Genomic DNA, 14559 nt, shown 5'->3' on the forward strand with positions numbered 1-14559 from the left:
GCCTTACTGCAACTGAGCGCTCAGGACGCCAATGATATTTTTCGCGATATCCGACGTGTCGATATTGCCGTTCGGATCGAGCACGTAGACGCGGGTCTGGTCGTTGCTCTCGCCGCGAACATTGACATTGTATTGCCGCGGCTCCTTGCTCGCCTGAATCTGCTTCGAGTGAAACAGACTGTAGAAGAAGCCATTATCCTTGCTCAATGTGGCTGGATCGACATAGCGCACCTGATAAAGCCCCTTCTGACGATCGCTGCTGGTCACAGTGAAATTGGCGCGATCCAGCGCCACGCCGACGCGGACCCATGCGCGGTCGAACGGTTCATTGATATCGAGATAGGTTTTGTCGGCGGCATTGACCACGCGTGTCGCGGGGGCAGCCGGTGCGGCGGCTTGCACCTCGCTCTTGGCGGCTTCCGCGGTCGCACCCAGACGCTGCATCAGCTTGGTCAGGAAAATCGCTTCCAGCCCGGGGTCGCTCGGCGCCGGCTCCCACTTCGTCGTATCTTTCTGGGAGTTTGTGTAAACCTCAACCATTCGGCTGTGGGTAATGAACACATCGGTCGTTCCGTCCGGGCCACGTTCGACGCGCGTACGGAAACGATCGCGCACACCTGTCGAATACAACCCGTCGATCACCTTGCCCAGCAAGTTGCGGATGAAATCCTGAGGAATCTTGGCCCGGTTTTCTTCCCAGCCGGTTTCCATCACACCAGTATCCGGCGAATCGAGCGTCAGCACGAAACCTTGCTCCTGCCAGAACTGGCGAAGCGTCGGCCACAAATCGCCTGGCGCCTGATGGACCACCAGCCAACGCTCGCTGCCGTCGCGCATGACCTTCATACCGGGCACTTCAGGCAATACTTGCACCTTCGGCTGCGCGGCAAGAACCTTTTCCTTTTTCTCATAGCTGGACAGCGAAGTCGCCCCACCAATCGGAGCAGCCGGCGTTGCAGCCAGCGATGACAGATCCGGGGGTACCGCCAGCGACGGACCGGTCTCGGCGGACTTGTACTCGACTCGATCGGACTGCAGTGCGGAGTTCAGCGAACTGCACCCGGCGACAAGCGCTACGGCGGCAAAGGCGGCCCACGTCAATACAGGCCGGACAACGGAAAGACGGACAATTCGTTTCATGAGTCGCTAAGAAAGATTGAGCAAGGCCGCTTATGGATCAGGACAGAACAGCGCTCTCGCGCAGTGCCGTTAGCACCGCGTCGTGATACGGTTTGGCCAGAGGAGTGAGCGGCAACCGGATACCGCCCTGGATTTTACCCATTTGTTGAAGCGCCCATTTCACGGGAATGGGGTTGGGTTCGACAAACATGGCACGATGCAGGTTCAGCAACCTGAAATGCATCTCGCGCGCGGCCTTCGCGTCGCCGCGCATCGCGGCCTCGCATAATTCGTGCATCGCGCGAGGCGCCACATTGGCAGTGACAGAGATATTGCCCTTGCCCCCCATGAGCATCAGCATGACAGCTGTCAAATCATCGCCGCTGTACACGGCGAAATGCTCTGGCGCATCCTTGATCAGTTGGGCGCCACGGTCGACATTGCCGGTAGCGTCCTTGACGCCGATGATGCCCGGCACCTGCGCCAGGCGCAACAGTGTTTCGTTGCTGGCATCGGCGACCGTGCGACCCGGGACGTTGTAAAGAATCACCGGCAGGTCGACGTGCTCCGCGATCGCGCGGAAATGCCGATAAATGCCTTCCTGGGTAGGCTTGTTGTAGTAGGGAACGACCTGCAGGGTGGCATCGGCGCCAACCTTGCGAGCGTATTCGGTCAACTCGATCGCCTCGGCCGTCGAGTTGCCGCCGGTGCCTGCAATGATCGGCACACGCTTGGCGGCCTGGTCCACCGCCAGCTTGACCAGCTCGCAGTGCTCCTCGACGCAGACCGTCGGCGATTCGCCTGACGTGCCGACTATCACGATACCGTCGGTACCTTCGGCGATATGCCAGTCGATCAGTTTTCGCAGCGCGTCACGATCCAGGCTTGCGTCCTGGTCGTCCTTCATCGGCGTGGCGATGGCGACGATGCTTCCTCGAATGGGTCTGGCGGTAGTCATGATTTATCTGAAAAAAACTGGCGAGAAGTGCAGATTGTAGCGGATTACGGACGCAGCTCGTAGCGGCATTCGTCCGCGCTCGATGGATTCACCGCGCAGATGCGCTGCACGCAGGCCTGGCGCGGTGTTTGGAGGTATCCATCCTCGTAGGCGATGACCCGCAGTTTGCCGTCGACCGCCGTGAGCAGTTCGCCGGGGCGCAACAGGAAATCGGGATTGGACGGCCGGCCGAACCGCTCGTTGCCCACCGCGAACGTCTCGTACAGCAGCACGCCGCCAGGGGCGACACAGTCGACCAGACGCGGCAGAAGGGGACGGAACAGATAGTTCGTGACGAGCACTGCGTCGAACTGCATCGCGGGGGCCAGCGGCCAGCCCGCCGACTCGATATCGGCGCAGATGGCCCGGATCGCGGCAGGCAACTCCGCGAGTGCCTCGGCGTCCCGATCGATAGAGGTCACCGCGTGGCCCAGCGCCGCAAAGTACCGCGCGTGACGTCCGCGGCCGCAAGCCACATCCAGGACGTGACTGCCGGCCGGTACCACATGCGCCCATCTCACGACCCACGCCGACGGATCGGCGGTCATCGTGGTCGGCGCAGCAGATGTAACGCTGGCGGACATGTCAGGAATACGACAGGCCCATGGCCTCGCGAACGTCGCGCATGATCTCCTGCGCGGACCGGCGGGCCTTGTCGCAGCCATCGGCGACAATCGCCCGCAACAAAGTCGGGTCGTCCATGTACTTCTGCGCACGCTCGAGCATCGGTTGCTGTTCCCGAAGAATGCCGTCGATCACCGGCTGCTTGCACTCCAGACAGCCGATGCCGGCGCTGCGACAGCCCTTGTCGGCCCAGGCACGCGTCGCTTCATCGGAGTAAACCTGGTGCAGTTGCCACACCGGGCATTTGTCCGGATCCCCCGGATCGGTGCGTCGCACGCGCGCCGGATCGGTCGGCATCGTGCGAACTTTCTTCGTGATGGTTTCCTTGTCCTCGCGCAAGCCGATGGTGTTGCCATACGACTTTGACATTTTCTGCCCGTCCAGTCCCGGCATCCGCGAGGCTTTCGTCAGCAGCGCCTGTGGCTCGGCAAGAATCAGCTTGCGAGCACCTTCCAGGTAGCCGAACAAACGTTCGCGGTCTCCCATGCTCAGCGATTGCGATTCCGACAGCAACGCCTGCGCCTGCTCCAGTGCTTCATCATTGCCTTGCTCCTGATAAGCAGTGCGCAATTCAAGATAGAGCTTGGCACGCTTGCTGCCCAACTTCTTCGCAGCTTCGAGCGACTTCTCCTCGAAACCTTGCTCGCGGCCATACAGGTAATTGAAGCGCCGCGCGATTTCGCGCGTCATCTCGACGTGAGGCACCTGGTCCTCGCCTACCGGCACGTGCACCGCACGATACAGAAGAATGTCGGCGGACATCAGCACTGGATAACCGAGGAAGCCGTAAGTCGACAGGTCCTTGTCCTTGAGCTTCTCGATTTGCTCCTTATAGGTCGGCACTCGCTCGAGCCACCCCAGCGGCGTGCTCATCCCCAGCAGCAACGCCAGTTCGGCGTGCTCGGGCACTTTGCTCTGAATGAACAGGGTCGCCTGATTGGGGTCGATGCCGGCGGCCAACCAATCGGTCAGTACATCCCATACGTTTTTTTCGATGACCTCGGGCGTCTCGTAGTGGGTAGTCAACGCATGCCAGTCGACCACGCAGAAGAAGCAGGGATATTCAGATTGCAGCTTGACCCAGTTCTTCAAGACACCGTGGTAATGACCCAAGTGCAGGCTGCCGGTCGGGCGCATGCCCGAGAAAACGCGTTCGGGGTACATGATTTTGATTTACGAAAGCAGCGTTAAAAGTGGAGAAAGAATCATTCGAATCAGGAAGCGCCCTGTGTTGATCAGCGGCCATAGCCACAAATTACCCAACACACCGCTGACCACCAGTGCCAGCACGATGAAAAATCCGTAGGGCTCCAGGCGGTCGAGATAGTACGCATAGCGTGGCGGCAGCAGGCTCGTCAAAACCCGCCCCCCATCCAGCGGGGGAACGGGGAACAGGTTGAAGGCGCACAGCACCAGGTTGACGATGATGCCGGCCGAAGCCATATCGATGAAGAAGGGTTCGTGCACGCCTGCCGCTTGGATCAGCACGCCGGCAAGCGCCCACAGCACGGCCTGGACGAAATTGCAGGCTGGCCCGGCCAGCGCCACCCACAGCGTATCCCAGCGTGGATTGCGCAGGCCCCGGAAATTGACCGGCACGGGTTTGGCATAACCGAAAAGAAACGTGCCGCCGGTGGCGAAATACAAAAATAGCGGCACGGCGATCGTGCCGAGCGGATCGATATGCTTGAGCGGATTGAGCGTCACCCGCCCCATCAGAAACGCGGTCGGATCACCAAAATGCTTCGCCACGTAACCGTGCGCAGCCTCGTGCAAGGTAATGGCGAACAGGATAGGCAACGCATAAACCGCGATCGCCTGAATCAGGGAAGATGAGTTCATAGCACGCTATTGTAACAAGCCGGCAGCGCGCGCCCCCGGTTATTCGGTCGCATGCGGCGCCTCATGCGCTGATTCCAAAGGGCGCGACCGATCCGCGTCCGGCCCGCACCAGCGCCGGCGTGTCCCCCGTCAGATCGATCACGGTCGACGGCTCAAGCGGACAGGCGCCGCCGTCGATCACCAACTCGACCTGATGCTCCAATCGCGCCCGAATTTCCTCGGCGTCGTTGAGCGGGTCCTGTTCGCCCGGCATGATCAGGGTCGAGGCAAGCAGCGGCTGCCCCAGTTCGGCCAGCAGCGCCAATGTGATCGCGTGGTCCGGCACGCGCAAGCCGATCGTCTTGCGCGACGGGTGCGATAGGCGCCGCGGCACCTCCTTGGTGGCCTCCAGGATAAATACGTAAGGCCCGGGAGTCACCGCCTTGATGAGGCGATACTGCCGATTGTCTACCTGGGCGAAACTGGCAAGCTCCGAGAGATCCCTCACGAGCAGCGAGAGATGATGTTTCTCGTCGATGCCGCGAATCCGCCGCAGGCGATCGGCCGCGGCCTTGTCATCGAGATGGCAAGCCAATGCGTAACTTGAGTCGGTGGGCAATGCCACGACCCCGCCCTGGTCGATAATCTGCGCCGCTTGCCGAATCAGGCGCGTTTGCGGATTGTCCGGGTGAATCTGAAAAAATTGTGACATTCGGCATCAAGGAAAAAGGCGACGCTACCGAGCACACCGGAGCGCCTGCTAGGCCCAGCGCTGCCACACAGGAACGAGCCCTTCGGGCAAGGCAGGCAACCGGCCAAGGCTCGCACGTCCGTCGGAAAGTCCGTGAAAATCCGAGCCGCGCGAAGCCAGCAAATCAAGACGGCGGGCCACATCGGCGTAATACCGGTATTGCTCCGGCGTGTGGCTACCGGTAACGACTTCGATGCCTTCTCCACCCAGCGCCTTGAATTCGTTAAATAGCGCCTCGAACTCCAGCGGAGAATATTTGTAACGTCCAGGGTGGGCGATCACGGCGATGCCGCCCGCACCGCGAATCCACATCACTGCATCCGCCAGCGTCGCCCAGCGATGCGGCACGTAGCCGGGCCGCCCTTCAACCAGGTAATGAGCGAAAACGTCGCGCACCGAATCGCCCTTGCCGATTTCGACCAGATAGCGTGCGAAATGAGTGCGCGAAATCAGGTCCGGGTTGCCAACATAGCGCAACGCGCCGTCATAGGCCGCGGAGATACCCACGGCAGCAAGCCCCTCGCTCATCTGTTCGGCGCGGCGTTGGCGTCCGGCGCGTGTACGTGCCAGACCGTCGATCAGGTCGGTATTCGACGGGTCGATCGCCAGGCCCACGATGTGCACCGTGCGCTCGGCCCATGTCACTGAAATTTCAACGCCCTCGATGTAGCGCATGCCCAGCGCCTGCGCCGCAGCGCGTGCCCGGGCCTGCCCGCCAATCTCGTCATGATCGGTCAGGGACCACAATTCGACACCGCCATTCGCAGCATGGCGCGCGACCTCCTCCGGCGACAGAGTGCCGTCGGACACGGTCGAATGGCAATGAAGATCAGCGTTGAGCATGAGGCGTGCGGGAAAAGAGTATTTCATTTTACCGCAGACGCCCATCCTGCGACGGCGGCCGTCTCAGCGACGGCAAAAGTCGTCAATCAGTCGTGCCAGTGCTTCGGGTTGGTCGTGGTGCACCATGTGCCCTGCATCGTCGAGGAACACTTCGCGAAAATCAGGAAAGGCCTGGAAACGGGCGCGAAACGATTCAATCGACTCCCGTCGCGCCAGAAAGCGTAACGTCTCCGAATCGCGCGCCTCGACATGCAGCACCGGCGCCGTGACGTTGCGCCAGACCGCCATGATCTCGTCAAGCCGGTACAGGAAAGGATTGGCAATTTTGTGAGCCGGATCACCGAGTATTTCCCAGTCACCCGCCTCGGTCTGGCGCGACCAGTGGGGCGCCAGAAACTCCGCGCGCGCCTGCGATAGACGCGGGTTATTCTTGCACAAGCGCGCAACCACGTCGGCCAGCGAAGCATAGCGCTTCAATTGCGGCGGCTCTCGCATTTCATCCAGCCACCGGGAAAATTGCCCAGCCGCCTGCTCAGGAAGCGTTGCCGGCAGGCCAAAGCCTTCCAGGTCGACGGCACGCCGCACCCGCGCAGGGCGGATGCCGGCGTACAGACAAACCACGTTAGCACCCATACTGTGTCCCACCAGATCGACCGACTCTCCCGGGGCGTAATGATCCAGCAGCACCTCGAGATCGGCGAGATAATCGGGAAACCAGTAACAACCGGCGTTACCGTGCGCCGCAGGCCAATCGGTCTGTCCGAAGCCTCGCCAATCGGGCGCGATCAATTGCCAGTCGTCGGGCAGCGCGTCCGCCAAAAATTGAAACGAGGCCGCCACGTCCATCCAGCCGTGCAGCAGGAACAGCTTGGATCCGGTCGACGGTCCCCAGCGTCGCACGTGATAGCGCAGACCGCGCACGTCGACGAACTCAGAGCAGGAAGTTTTCATCGCAAAGAAAAAAGAATGACCGTTCGATTATATCGGAGATGGCACGTCCACGCTGCGGATTGACCGCTGTCATCGGCGGTATTGAATACTTCAGGCCGCAGGGGACTGAGTGGCCTGCATCAGCGCGGCCAACTCGGCCTCGTCGAAGCCTGCGGCGCGGCGTGCATCCAGATTGAACGGTCCTTTGAGGTGCGGTGCCTGATAACGCTGCGCCAGTTCGCGATAAGCCTCCAGCGGGTCGAGCGCCTGCTGCGCGCAACACCAGCGATACCAGCGGTTGCCGACGGCCACATGGCCAATTTCGTCGCGCAGAATGATGTCGAGGATGTGCGCCGCACGCCGATCGCCGGCTTGCCACAGCTTGGCGCGGATCGGCGGGCTTGCATCGAGTCCCCGCGCTTCGAGGGTGCGCGGCACCAGGGCCAATCGCGCCAGCAGATCACCCGACGTCTTTTGCGCCATTTCCCACAGGCCGTTATGAGCCGGGAAATCGCCATACCGGAACCCCATGCCCGTCAAATGATCTGCCAGCAAGGTGAAGTGATAGGCCTCTTCGGCCGCAACGCCCAGCCAATCAGCGTAAAAGGCCTCGGGAAGCCCGGCAAAGCGCCAAACGGCGTCGAGTGCCAGATTGATCGCGTTGAATTCAATATGAGCCAGCGCGTGGATCAGCGCCGCCCGCCCAGCGTCGGTATGCATCGCGCGCCGCTCGAGCGAGCGCGGCGGCACCAGTTCCGGCTGCGGCGGCCGCCCAGGAATGCCGGGCGGCTCTGCCAACTCAAGCGCGGCGCCAAACTCGATCCGGCCGCCACGCGCCAGAGCGCCGAGTTCGCGCGCCAGGCGCGCCTTATCGAACGGGTCGGTCGTCAGCAAAATATCAAGCGCGGCGCGGCGCGCGCGCAAGGGTGTCACGCTCGAGGCAGAAGTCTTTGGGTTCATGACGGTACAATGGCATATTGAAACATTTTAGCGGGCCTCATATGCCAATTTACAAACTCGGAGACAACGTGCCGCAAATTCACGAAAGTGCATTTGTGGCGGACACTGCCACCATCATCGGCAAAGTGACGCTGGCCGAAAATACCAGCATCTGGCCCAGCGCGGTCGCGCGCGGCGACAACGAACCGATTTCGATCGGCGCGGGCAGCAACGTTCAGGATGGCAGCGTCCTGCACACCGATCCCGGCTTTGCACTGACCATTGGCGAAAACGTGACGGTCGGCCATCAAGTCATGCTGCATGGTTGCACGATCGGCGACGGTGCGCTGATCGGCATTCAGGCCGTTGTCTTGAACGGCGCAGTCATCGGGAAAAACTGCTTGGTCGGCGCCGGCGCGCTGGTGACCGAGGGCAAGATCTTTCCCGACAACTCGCTGATTCTGGGTTCGCCCGCCAAAGTGGTGCGACAACTGACCGAAGATGACCGGCAACGCATGATGGCAGCCACCCAGAGTTACTCCACGCGGCGTCAGTTTTTCAAGGAAAATCTGGTCAGAATCGGCTGATCGTTTTCGCATCGACGCCGAGCGGGGGCAACCCCCTTTATCGCAGGAATCCCTTTCAGTGTCCGACCAACTCAAGAAATTCGTCTTCGACGCCGCGCCGGTGCGCGGCGAAATCGTGAATCTGCGCACGACGTGGCAAACGGTACTGCAGAATCACGACTACCCGGCACCCGTGCGCACGCTCCTGGGCGAAATGATGGCGGCCGCAGCACTTCTGTCGGCCAATCTCAAATTCGATGGCGCGCTGATCATGCAGATTCATGGCGACGGTCCGGTACAAATGCTGGTGGTCGAGTGCAACTCCGACCTCATGATGCGTGCCACAGCCAAATATTCGCCTGACTTGCCGGCCAATCCGACTCTGGCGCAAATGGTCAATGCCAATGGCAACGGCCGTTTCGCCATCACGCTCGACCCACACGACAGACGCCCCGGCCAGCAAGCGTACCAAGGCATCGTCCCGCTGGCCGACGAGAATGGCCCGCTCGATGACATGGCCGCGGTCCTGCGTCATTACATGTTGCATTCCGAGCAGCTCGATACCCATCTTTGGCTGGCGGCCGATGAGCAGCAGGCAGTGGGCGTAATGTTGCAGCGCCTTCCCCGCGAGGGCGGCGGCGACGCACGCGCTGTTGCCCAGGAAGCCGAGGATACCTGGGAGCGCGCATGCCACCTGGGTGCCACGCTCAAGCGCGAAGAAATGCTCTCGGTATCTGCCGATGACCTGTTGCATCGACTCTTCTGGCAGGAGGACGTGCGCGTGTTCGAGCCGCAGCCGACCCACTTTCGCTGCACATGCTCACGCCGCGGCGTGGGCAATATGTTGCGCATGCTGGGTTGGGAGGAAGTCAAGAGCATTCTGGACGAGCGCGAGAAGATCGATATCGACTGCGAGTTTTGCCGCCAGCACTATACGTTCGATGCCGTCGATGCGACGCAACTTTTCGCAGGTGACAGGCTCTCAGCCGATGTGACCGTCGCCTCATCGCAGCGGCACTGAGCAAACGCCGGTACCTGGCTGATGCTCCAGAAGATACCTCTCGGAAATTCGATGAATGCCATCCAGACTTTCGTGACGGTTGGCCCTCGACGGCTGGCGCTGATGAGCCTTTGCGCCGCGGTGCTCGGCGGATGCGCGGCGCTGCCGCCGCGCGGCGCGCCGATTCAGCGGTTGCCTGAAGGCGCTGCAGCCCGCCTGGCGCCGAAGTTGACGCCAGAACAAAGCAAAAAACTGACGGAGCTCGATGCTCGCCTGCTGCAGGAGCAGGAAGATGACATCCGCAACCGACACGCCTGGGCTGCTTACAATGCCGCCCTGCGCGACGCATGGAACGCAAATACCTATTACTACGGCGGTTACGGGCCGTGGTTCGGACCTCGTTACGGGTTCGGTTACTACTATGGACCGAGCCCCTGGGGATGGGGCTGGTGAGTGCTTTTTCGAGGCTAGCGCTTGGCGTGCTCGCGATGGGGGTGCGTATGATTCGGTGCGGCTGCCTGATGCATCGACTGGGCAATTGCGTGAGGCGGTGATTGCCCCGCGGCGGCAGCCCCACTCGCCCCCCAGCGGAATGGATCGGCAGTACCGTCAGGCGCGACGAATTGCACAAAGACCTCGCCATCCTTGATCATGCCAAGTTCATAGCGCGCCCGCTCCTCGATCGCTGCGGTACCGTCCTTCAAATTCTGTACTTCGCCGGCCAGCCGGTCGTTGCGTTCCTTCAGCTGTTCGTTTTTCTGTTGTTGAAGAGCGAGCTGCTGCCGTAATTCACGGACGTGCAGCCACCCGCCGCTGCCGAACCAGAGCGGGTACTGGATCAGCGCCAGCAACAGAACCAGCACCAGGGTCACGAATCGCATCGTGTTTGCTCTCGGGCAATCCACCCGCCCGGCCAAGGGGCAGGGCGGGTGCTAGGCACGCGTATCAGCGCAGATTGTAGAACGTAGCCTTGCCCGGATAACTGGCGACGTCGCCGAGATCTTCCTCGATACGCAACAGTTGGTTGTATTTGGCCATGCGGTCAGTCCGCGAGAGCGAGCCGGTCTTGATCTGCCCGGCATTGGTGCCCACCGCGATGTCCGCGATCGTCGAATCCTCGGTCTCGCCGGAGCGGTGCGATACGACCGCCGTATAGCCGGCGCGCTTGGCCATTTCGATGGCCGCGAATGTTTCGGTCAGCGTGCCGATCTGATTGATTTTGATCAGAATCGAGTTGGCCACGCCCTGCTCGATACCTTCCTTGAGGATCTTCGTGTTGGTCACGAACAGATCGTCGCCGACCAGTTGAACCTTCTTGCCCAACTTCTCGGTCAAGACTTTCCACCCATCCCAATCGTTCTCGGCCATGCCATCTTCGATCGACACGATCGGAAATTTATCGGCCAGTACCGACAGATAGTCGGCGAACTCCGTCGACGTCAGTTGCAGCCCTTCGCCCGACAGGTGGTATTTGCCGTCCTTGTAGAACTCGCTCGAGGCGCAGTCGAGGGCCAGCACCACGTCATCGCCAGCACGGTAGCCGGCTTTGTCGATGGCCTGCAGGATCGTGTTCAGACATTCTTCGTTGCTGGCGAAATTCGGCGCGAAACCGCCTTCGTCACCCACCGAGGTGCTCATGCCCTTGTCGGAGAGGATTTTCTTGAGCGCATGGAAGATTTCCGCGCCGCAGCGCAGTGCTTCGCGAAAGCTCTCCTGCCCGACCGGCATCACCATGAATTCCTGGATGTCCAGGCTGTTATTGGCGTGCGCGCCGCCGTTGACGATATTCATCATCGGCACCGGCATCTGCATCGCGCCGGATCCGCCAAAGTAACGATACAGCGGCAGACCGGCTTCCTCCGCCGCAGCCTTGGCCACTGCCATCGACACGGCCAACGTCGCATTGGCGCCCAGACGGGACTTGTTGTCGGTGCCATCCAGTTCGATCAGCGTCTTGTCGAGAAAGGCCTGCTCAGCGGCATCCAGCCCCATGATCGCTTCGGAAATCTCGGTGTTGATATGTTCCACCGCCTGGAGCACACCCTTGCCGAGATACCGGCTGCCATCACCGTCACGCAACTCGATCGCCTCGCGCGAACCGGTCGATGCGCCCGACGGCACGGCGGCTCGTCCCATCACGCCGGATTCCAGCAACACGTCGCACTCGACTGTCGGGTTGCCGCGCGAATCCAGTATCTCGCGGCCGATGATGTCTACGATTGCACTCATGAGTTCCTCGATGGAAAAAACAATTCAAATCGGCAAGATTAGCGAGTGACGCAAAATTTGCCAATCCCTGAGCCGCTATACCTGGTTTCGCTATCCGACCATGTTTCCGGTCGTAGCCGCTTCACGCATTAACCGCTTATCAGTTGAAATCCCGTTCCAGAAATACGCCGCGCTTGACGACCTTATCGAGGTCCTTGAGCGACTCCAGCAAATCCTTCATGCGATGCAACGGCACGGCATTCGGGCCGTCGGATCTGGCTTGCGCCGGATCCGGATGAGTTTCCATGAAAACTCCGGCCACGCCCACAGCAACTGCGGCGCGCGCCAGCACGGGCACGAATTCGCGCTGCCCCCCCGAACTTGTGCCCTGGCCGCCCGGCAATTGCACCGAATGCGTTGCGTCGAACACCACGGGCGCGCCAGTCTCGCGCATGATCGCCAGCGAACGCATGTCGGACACCAGGTTGTTGTAACCGAACGAGGCGCCGCGCTCGCACGCCATGAAATTGTCTTCCGGCAGCCCGGCCTCGCGCGCCGCATCGCGCGCCTTGGCGATCACGTTGACCATATCGTGAGGCGCGAGAAACTGCCCCTTCTTGATGTTGACCGGCTTGCCCGACTGCGCGCAAGCCCAGATGAAATCGGTTTGGCGACACAGAAACGCCGGTGTCTGCAATACGTCGACCACCGCCGCCACCTCGGGCACTTCCTCCTCGGTGTGGACGTCGGTAAGCACCGGCACGCCAATTTGCCGGCGTACTTCGTCCAGAACCTTCAAACCAGCGGCGCGGCCCGGCCCGCGAAACGACTTCCCGGAACTGCGGTTCGCCTTGTCGTAGGAAGACTTGTAAATAAAGGGGATATCCAGCGCCGCGCAGATTTCCTTCAGGGTCCCTGCTGTGTCGAGCGCCAATTGCTGAGACTCGACGACACAGGTCCCGGCAATCAGGAAAAAGGGACGCTCCAGCCCGACATCGAAACCGCATAATTTCATGATCCGTCTCCCGGGTCGTATCTCAGGCCGCCTTCTTGCGAGCCGCCTGGCCCGTCAGCGCCGCCTCGACATAGGCCTTGAACAACGGATGGCCATCGCGCGGCGTCGAGGTGAACTCCGGATGGAACTGCACGCCGACGAACCACGGGTGAATCTGCTGCGGCAATTCCATGATTTCAGGCAGATTTTCGCTCGGTGTGCGAGCCGAAATCACCAGCCCGCCCGCTTCCAGTTGGGGAACGTAGTGGTTGTTGACTTCATAGCGATGGCGATGGCGCTCGTTGACGTAGTCGCCGTAGATGCGCGAGGCCAAGGTACCCGGGGTAATCGGTACGCGCTGCGCGCCCAATCGCATGGTGCCCCCGAGTTCGGAGTCTTCGGAGCGCTGTTCGATACGCCCGTCGCGATCCATCCACTCTGTGATGAGTGCGACGACCGGATGCTCGGTACTCGGGTCGAACTCCGTGCTATTGGCCCCAGCCAGGTGCGCCACATCACGCGCGAATTCGATAACTGCCAACTGCATGCCCAGGCAGATGCCCAAATATGGCACGCGATTCTCCCGCGCATAGCGAATCGCTTTTATCTTGCCCTCGGTGCCACGCCGACCAAAGCCGCCGGGTACCAGAATCGCATCCAATTGCTTGAGACAGTCGGTGCCCTCCTTCTCGATTTGCTCGGAGTCGAGGTATTCGATGTTCACGCGCGTCGCCGTGTGGATCGACGCATGCTTGAGCGCTTCGATCAGCGACTTGTACGATTCGGTCAGATCGACGTATTTGCCGACCATGCCGATCGTCACCTCATGTTTCGGATGCTCGATCGCCTCGACCAACTTGGCCCACATCGAGAGATCGGCAGGCTGCGGCGTCAGCTTGAGCTCCTCGCAGATGATCGTGTCCATGCCCTGGTCATGCAGCATCTGCGGAATCTTGTAGATCGTATCGACGTCCCACACCGAAATCACCGCATCCTGCGGGACGTTGGAGAACAGCGAAATCTTGGCCCGCTCGTCGTCCGGAATCGGGCGATCCGCCCGGCACAGCAGCACGTCCGGAGAGATGCCGATTTCGCGCAATTTCTGCACGCTATGCTGGGTCGGTTTGGTTTTCAATTCGCCGGCCGTGGCGATATAGGGCACCAGCGTCAAGTGCACGAAGGCCGCCTGGTTCCGCCCCAGCCGCAGGCTCATTTGCCGGGCCGCCTCCAGGAACGGCAGCGACTCGATATCGCCGACGGTGCCGCCGATCTCCACGATAGCGACATCGGGGTGGCCGTCCCACGTGGAACGCGCGCCGCGCTCGACGAACGCCTGAATTTCATTGGTGATGTGAGGAATGACCTGAACCGTCTTGCCCAGATACTCGCCACGCCGCTCTTTGCGAATCACCGACTCATAGATTTGGCCGGTGGTGAAGTTGTTGGCCTTGCGCATCTTGGCGCTGATGAAGCGCTCATAGTGCCCCAGGTCGAGATCGGTTTCCGCGCCGTCCTCGGTGACGAACACCTCGCCATGCTGGAACGGGCTCATCGTGCCAGGATCGACGTTGATGTAGGGATCGAGTTTGAGGAGGGTGACTTTGAGGCCGCGCGATTCGAGAATCGCGGCGAGAGAAGCAGCTGCAATCCCCTTGCCGAGAGAGGACACTACGCCGCCGGTGACAAAAACGAACTTAGTCATCGCATTAATTGCTCGCGGGAAAGCCGGATTATACCGTAAAGCCCCGGCCACGCCGCGACGCGGCG

At 61.0% G+C, this 14559-nt stretch carries 16 protein-coding genes; 3 read left to right on the forward strand and 13 right to left on the reverse strand.

Annotated features, from left to right (window positions below):
* Window positions 1-3: 3 nt before the first annotated feature.
* The 9 genes from bamC to EPN80_RS10040 all read right to left on the reverse strand — a co-directional run bounded on the left by bamC (window position 4) and on the right by EPN80_RS10040 (window position 8045).
* On the reverse strand, window positions 4-1140 hold the full coding sequence (gene bamC / locus EPN80_RS10000) for an outer membrane protein assembly factor BamC (protein ID WP_293026293.1): 1137 nt from the start codon (window positions 1138-1140) through the stop codon (window positions 4-6).
* 37 nt (window positions 1141-1177) lie between these two features.
* Window positions 1178-2077 carry a 4-hydroxy-tetrahydrodipicolinate synthase gene (gene dapA / locus EPN80_RS10005; RefSeq protein WP_293026295.1) on the reverse strand — a complete coding sequence of 300 codons (900 nt, stop codon included), beginning with the start codon at window positions 2075-2077 and terminating at the stop codon, window positions 1178-1180.
* Window positions 2078-2121: 44 nt separating this feature from the next.
* Entirely contained in the window at window positions 2122-2700 is a 579-nt protein-coding gene (locus EPN80_RS10010) for a bifunctional 2-polyprenyl-6-hydroxyphenol methylase/3-demethylubiquinol 3-O-methyltransferase UbiG (protein ID WP_293026297.1), read from the reverse strand.
* Window position 2701: 1 nt separating this feature from the next.
* The gene (locus EPN80_RS10015; RefSeq protein ID WP_293026299.1) at window positions 2702-3904 is read right to left on the reverse strand and encodes a tryptophan--tRNA ligase; all 1203 of its coding nucleotides are present in this window, start codon (window positions 3902-3904) and stop codon (window positions 2702-2704) included.
* 9 nt (window positions 3905-3913) lie between these two features.
* Window positions 3914-4582, reverse strand: coding sequence for a site-2 protease family protein (locus tag EPN80_RS10020; RefSeq protein ID WP_293026301.1), 669 nt, complete (start codon window positions 4580-4582; stop codon window positions 3914-3916).
* Between the two features lie 61 nt (window positions 4583-4643).
* Window positions 4644-5273, reverse strand: coding sequence for an L-threonylcarbamoyladenylate synthase (locus EPN80_RS10025; protein ID WP_293026303.1), 630 nt, complete (start codon window positions 5271-5273; stop codon window positions 4644-4646).
* A gap of 48 nt (window positions 5274-5321) precedes the next feature.
* Complete coding sequence (locus EPN80_RS10030; RefSeq protein WP_293026305.1) at window positions 5322-6155, reverse strand: 3',5'-nucleoside bisphosphate phosphatase; 834 nt, start codon at window positions 6153-6155, stop codon at window positions 5322-5324.
* A gap of 63 nt (window positions 6156-6218) precedes the next feature.
* Complete coding sequence (locus EPN80_RS10035; RefSeq protein WP_293026307.1) at window positions 6219-7106, reverse strand: alpha/beta hydrolase; 888 nt, start codon at window positions 7104-7106, stop codon at window positions 6219-6221.
* A 90-nt stretch (window positions 7107-7196) separates the two neighbouring features.
* Window positions 7197-8045: a ferritin-like domain-containing protein gene (locus EPN80_RS10040; protein ID WP_293026309.1), complete on the reverse strand. Its 849-nt coding sequence runs from the start codon at window positions 8043-8045 to the stop codon at window positions 7197-7199.
* Between the two features lie 41 nt (window positions 8046-8086).
* Here EPN80_RS10040 and EPN80_RS10045 point away from each other — a divergent pair, with 41 nt between their 5' ends.
* The 3 genes from EPN80_RS10045 to EPN80_RS10055 are packed head-to-tail and all read left to right on the forward strand — an operon-like array spanning window position 8087 to window position 10043.
* Window positions 8087-8611, forward strand: a complete 525-nt coding sequence (locus EPN80_RS10045) for a gamma carbonic anhydrase family protein (protein ID WP_293026311.1) — start codon at window positions 8087-8089, stop codon at window positions 8609-8611.
* Between the two features lie 58 nt (window positions 8612-8669).
* Entirely contained in the window at window positions 8670-9611 is a 942-nt protein-coding gene (gene hslO / locus EPN80_RS10050) for an Hsp33 family molecular chaperone HslO (protein WP_293026313.1), read from the forward strand.
* A gap of 51 nt (window positions 9612-9662) precedes the next feature.
* Window positions 9663-10043: a hypothetical protein gene (locus EPN80_RS10055; RefSeq protein WP_293026315.1), complete on the forward strand. Its 381-nt coding sequence runs from the start codon at window positions 9663-9665 to the stop codon at window positions 10041-10043.
* Window positions 10044-10057: 14 nt separating this feature from the next.
* Here the strand turns inward: EPN80_RS10055 and ftsB are convergent, their stop codons facing one another.
* From ftsB to EPN80_RS10075, 4 genes are all read right to left on the reverse strand, one after another.
* On the reverse strand, window positions 10058-10471 hold the full coding sequence (gene ftsB, locus EPN80_RS10060; protein WP_293026317.1) for a cell division protein FtsB: 414 nt from the start codon (window positions 10469-10471) through the stop codon (window positions 10058-10060).
* A 64-nt stretch (window positions 10472-10535) separates the two neighbouring features.
* Window positions 10536-11819, reverse strand: coding sequence for a phosphopyruvate hydratase (eno, locus tag EPN80_RS10065; RefSeq protein ID WP_293026319.1), 1284 nt, complete (start codon window positions 11817-11819; stop codon window positions 10536-10538).
* 139 nt (window positions 11820-11958) lie between these two features.
* Window positions 11959-12813 carry a 3-deoxy-8-phosphooctulonate synthase gene (kdsA, locus tag EPN80_RS10070; RefSeq protein WP_293026321.1) on the reverse strand — a complete coding sequence of 285 codons (855 nt, stop codon included), beginning with the start codon at window positions 12811-12813 and terminating at the stop codon, window positions 11959-11961.
* 22 nt (window positions 12814-12835) lie between these two features.
* Window positions 12836-14494 carry a CTP synthase gene (locus EPN80_RS10075; protein ID WP_293026323.1) on the reverse strand — a complete coding sequence of 553 codons (1659 nt, stop codon included), beginning with the start codon at window positions 14492-14494 and terminating at the stop codon, window positions 12836-12838.
* Between the last annotated feature and the right edge of the window lie 65 nt (window positions 14495-14559).

Source organism: Pandoraea sp. (assembly GCF_004297875.1).
Classification (GTDB): Bacteria; Pseudomonadota; Gammaproteobacteria; order Burkholderiales; family Burkholderiaceae; genus Pandoraea.

Excerpts from the sequence above, each read along its gene's own strand:
- kdsA (WP_293026321.1), bottom strand. The coding sequence starts at position 12,813 with ATGAAATTATGCGGTTTCGATGTCGGGCTGGAGCGTCCCTTTTTCCTG.
- EPN80_RS10075 (WP_293026323.1), bottom strand. The coding sequence starts at position 14,494 with ATGACTAAGTTCGTTTTTGTCACCGGCGGCGTAGTGTCCTCTCTCGGC.
- dapA (WP_293026295.1), bottom strand. The coding sequence starts at position 2,077 with ATGACTACCGCCAGACCCATTCGAGGAAGCATCGTCGCCATCGCCACG.
- EPN80_RS10040 (WP_293026309.1), bottom strand. The coding sequence starts at position 8,045 with ATGAACCCAAAGACTTCTGCCTCGAGCGTGACACCCTTGCGCGCGCGC.
- EPN80_RS10045 (WP_293026311.1), top strand. The coding sequence starts at position 8,087 with ATGCCAATTTACAAACTCGGAGACAACGTGCCGCAAATTCACGAAAGT.
- EPN80_RS10030 (WP_293026305.1), bottom strand. The coding sequence starts at position 6,155 with ATGCTCAACGCTGATCTTCATTGCCATTCGACCGTGTCCGACGGCACT.
- EPN80_RS10015 (WP_293026299.1), bottom strand. The coding sequence starts at position 3,904 with ATGTACCCCGAACGCGTTTTCTCGGGCATGCGCCCGACCGGCAGCCTG.
- EPN80_RS10020 (WP_293026301.1), bottom strand. The coding sequence starts at position 4,582 with ATGAACTCATCTTCCCTGATTCAGGCGATCGCGGTTTATGCGTTGCCT.
- EPN80_RS10055 (WP_293026315.1), top strand. The coding sequence starts at position 9,663 with ATGAATGCCATCCAGACTTTCGTGACGGTTGGCCCTCGACGGCTGGCG.
- ftsB (WP_293026317.1), bottom strand. The coding sequence starts at position 10,471 with ATGCGATTCGTGACCCTGGTGCTGGTTCTGTTGCTGGCGCTGATCCAG.
- EPN80_RS10025 (WP_293026303.1), bottom strand. The coding sequence starts at position 5,273 with ATGTCACAATTTTTTCAGATTCACCCGGACAATCCGCAAACGCGCCTG.
- bamC (WP_293026293.1), bottom strand. The coding sequence starts at position 1,140 with ATGAAACGAATTGTCCGTCTTTCCGTTGTCCGGCCTGTATTGACGTGG.
- EPN80_RS10035 (WP_293026307.1), bottom strand. The coding sequence starts at position 7,106 with ATGAAAACTTCCTGCTCTGAGTTCGTCGACGTGCGCGGTCTGCGCTAT.
- EPN80_RS10010 (WP_293026297.1), bottom strand. The coding sequence starts at position 2,700 with ATGTCCGCCAGCGTTACATCTGCTGCGCCGACCACGATGACCGCCGAT.
- eno (WP_293026319.1), bottom strand. The coding sequence starts at position 11,819 with ATGAGTGCAATCGTAGACATCATCGGCCGCGAGATACTGGATTCGCGC.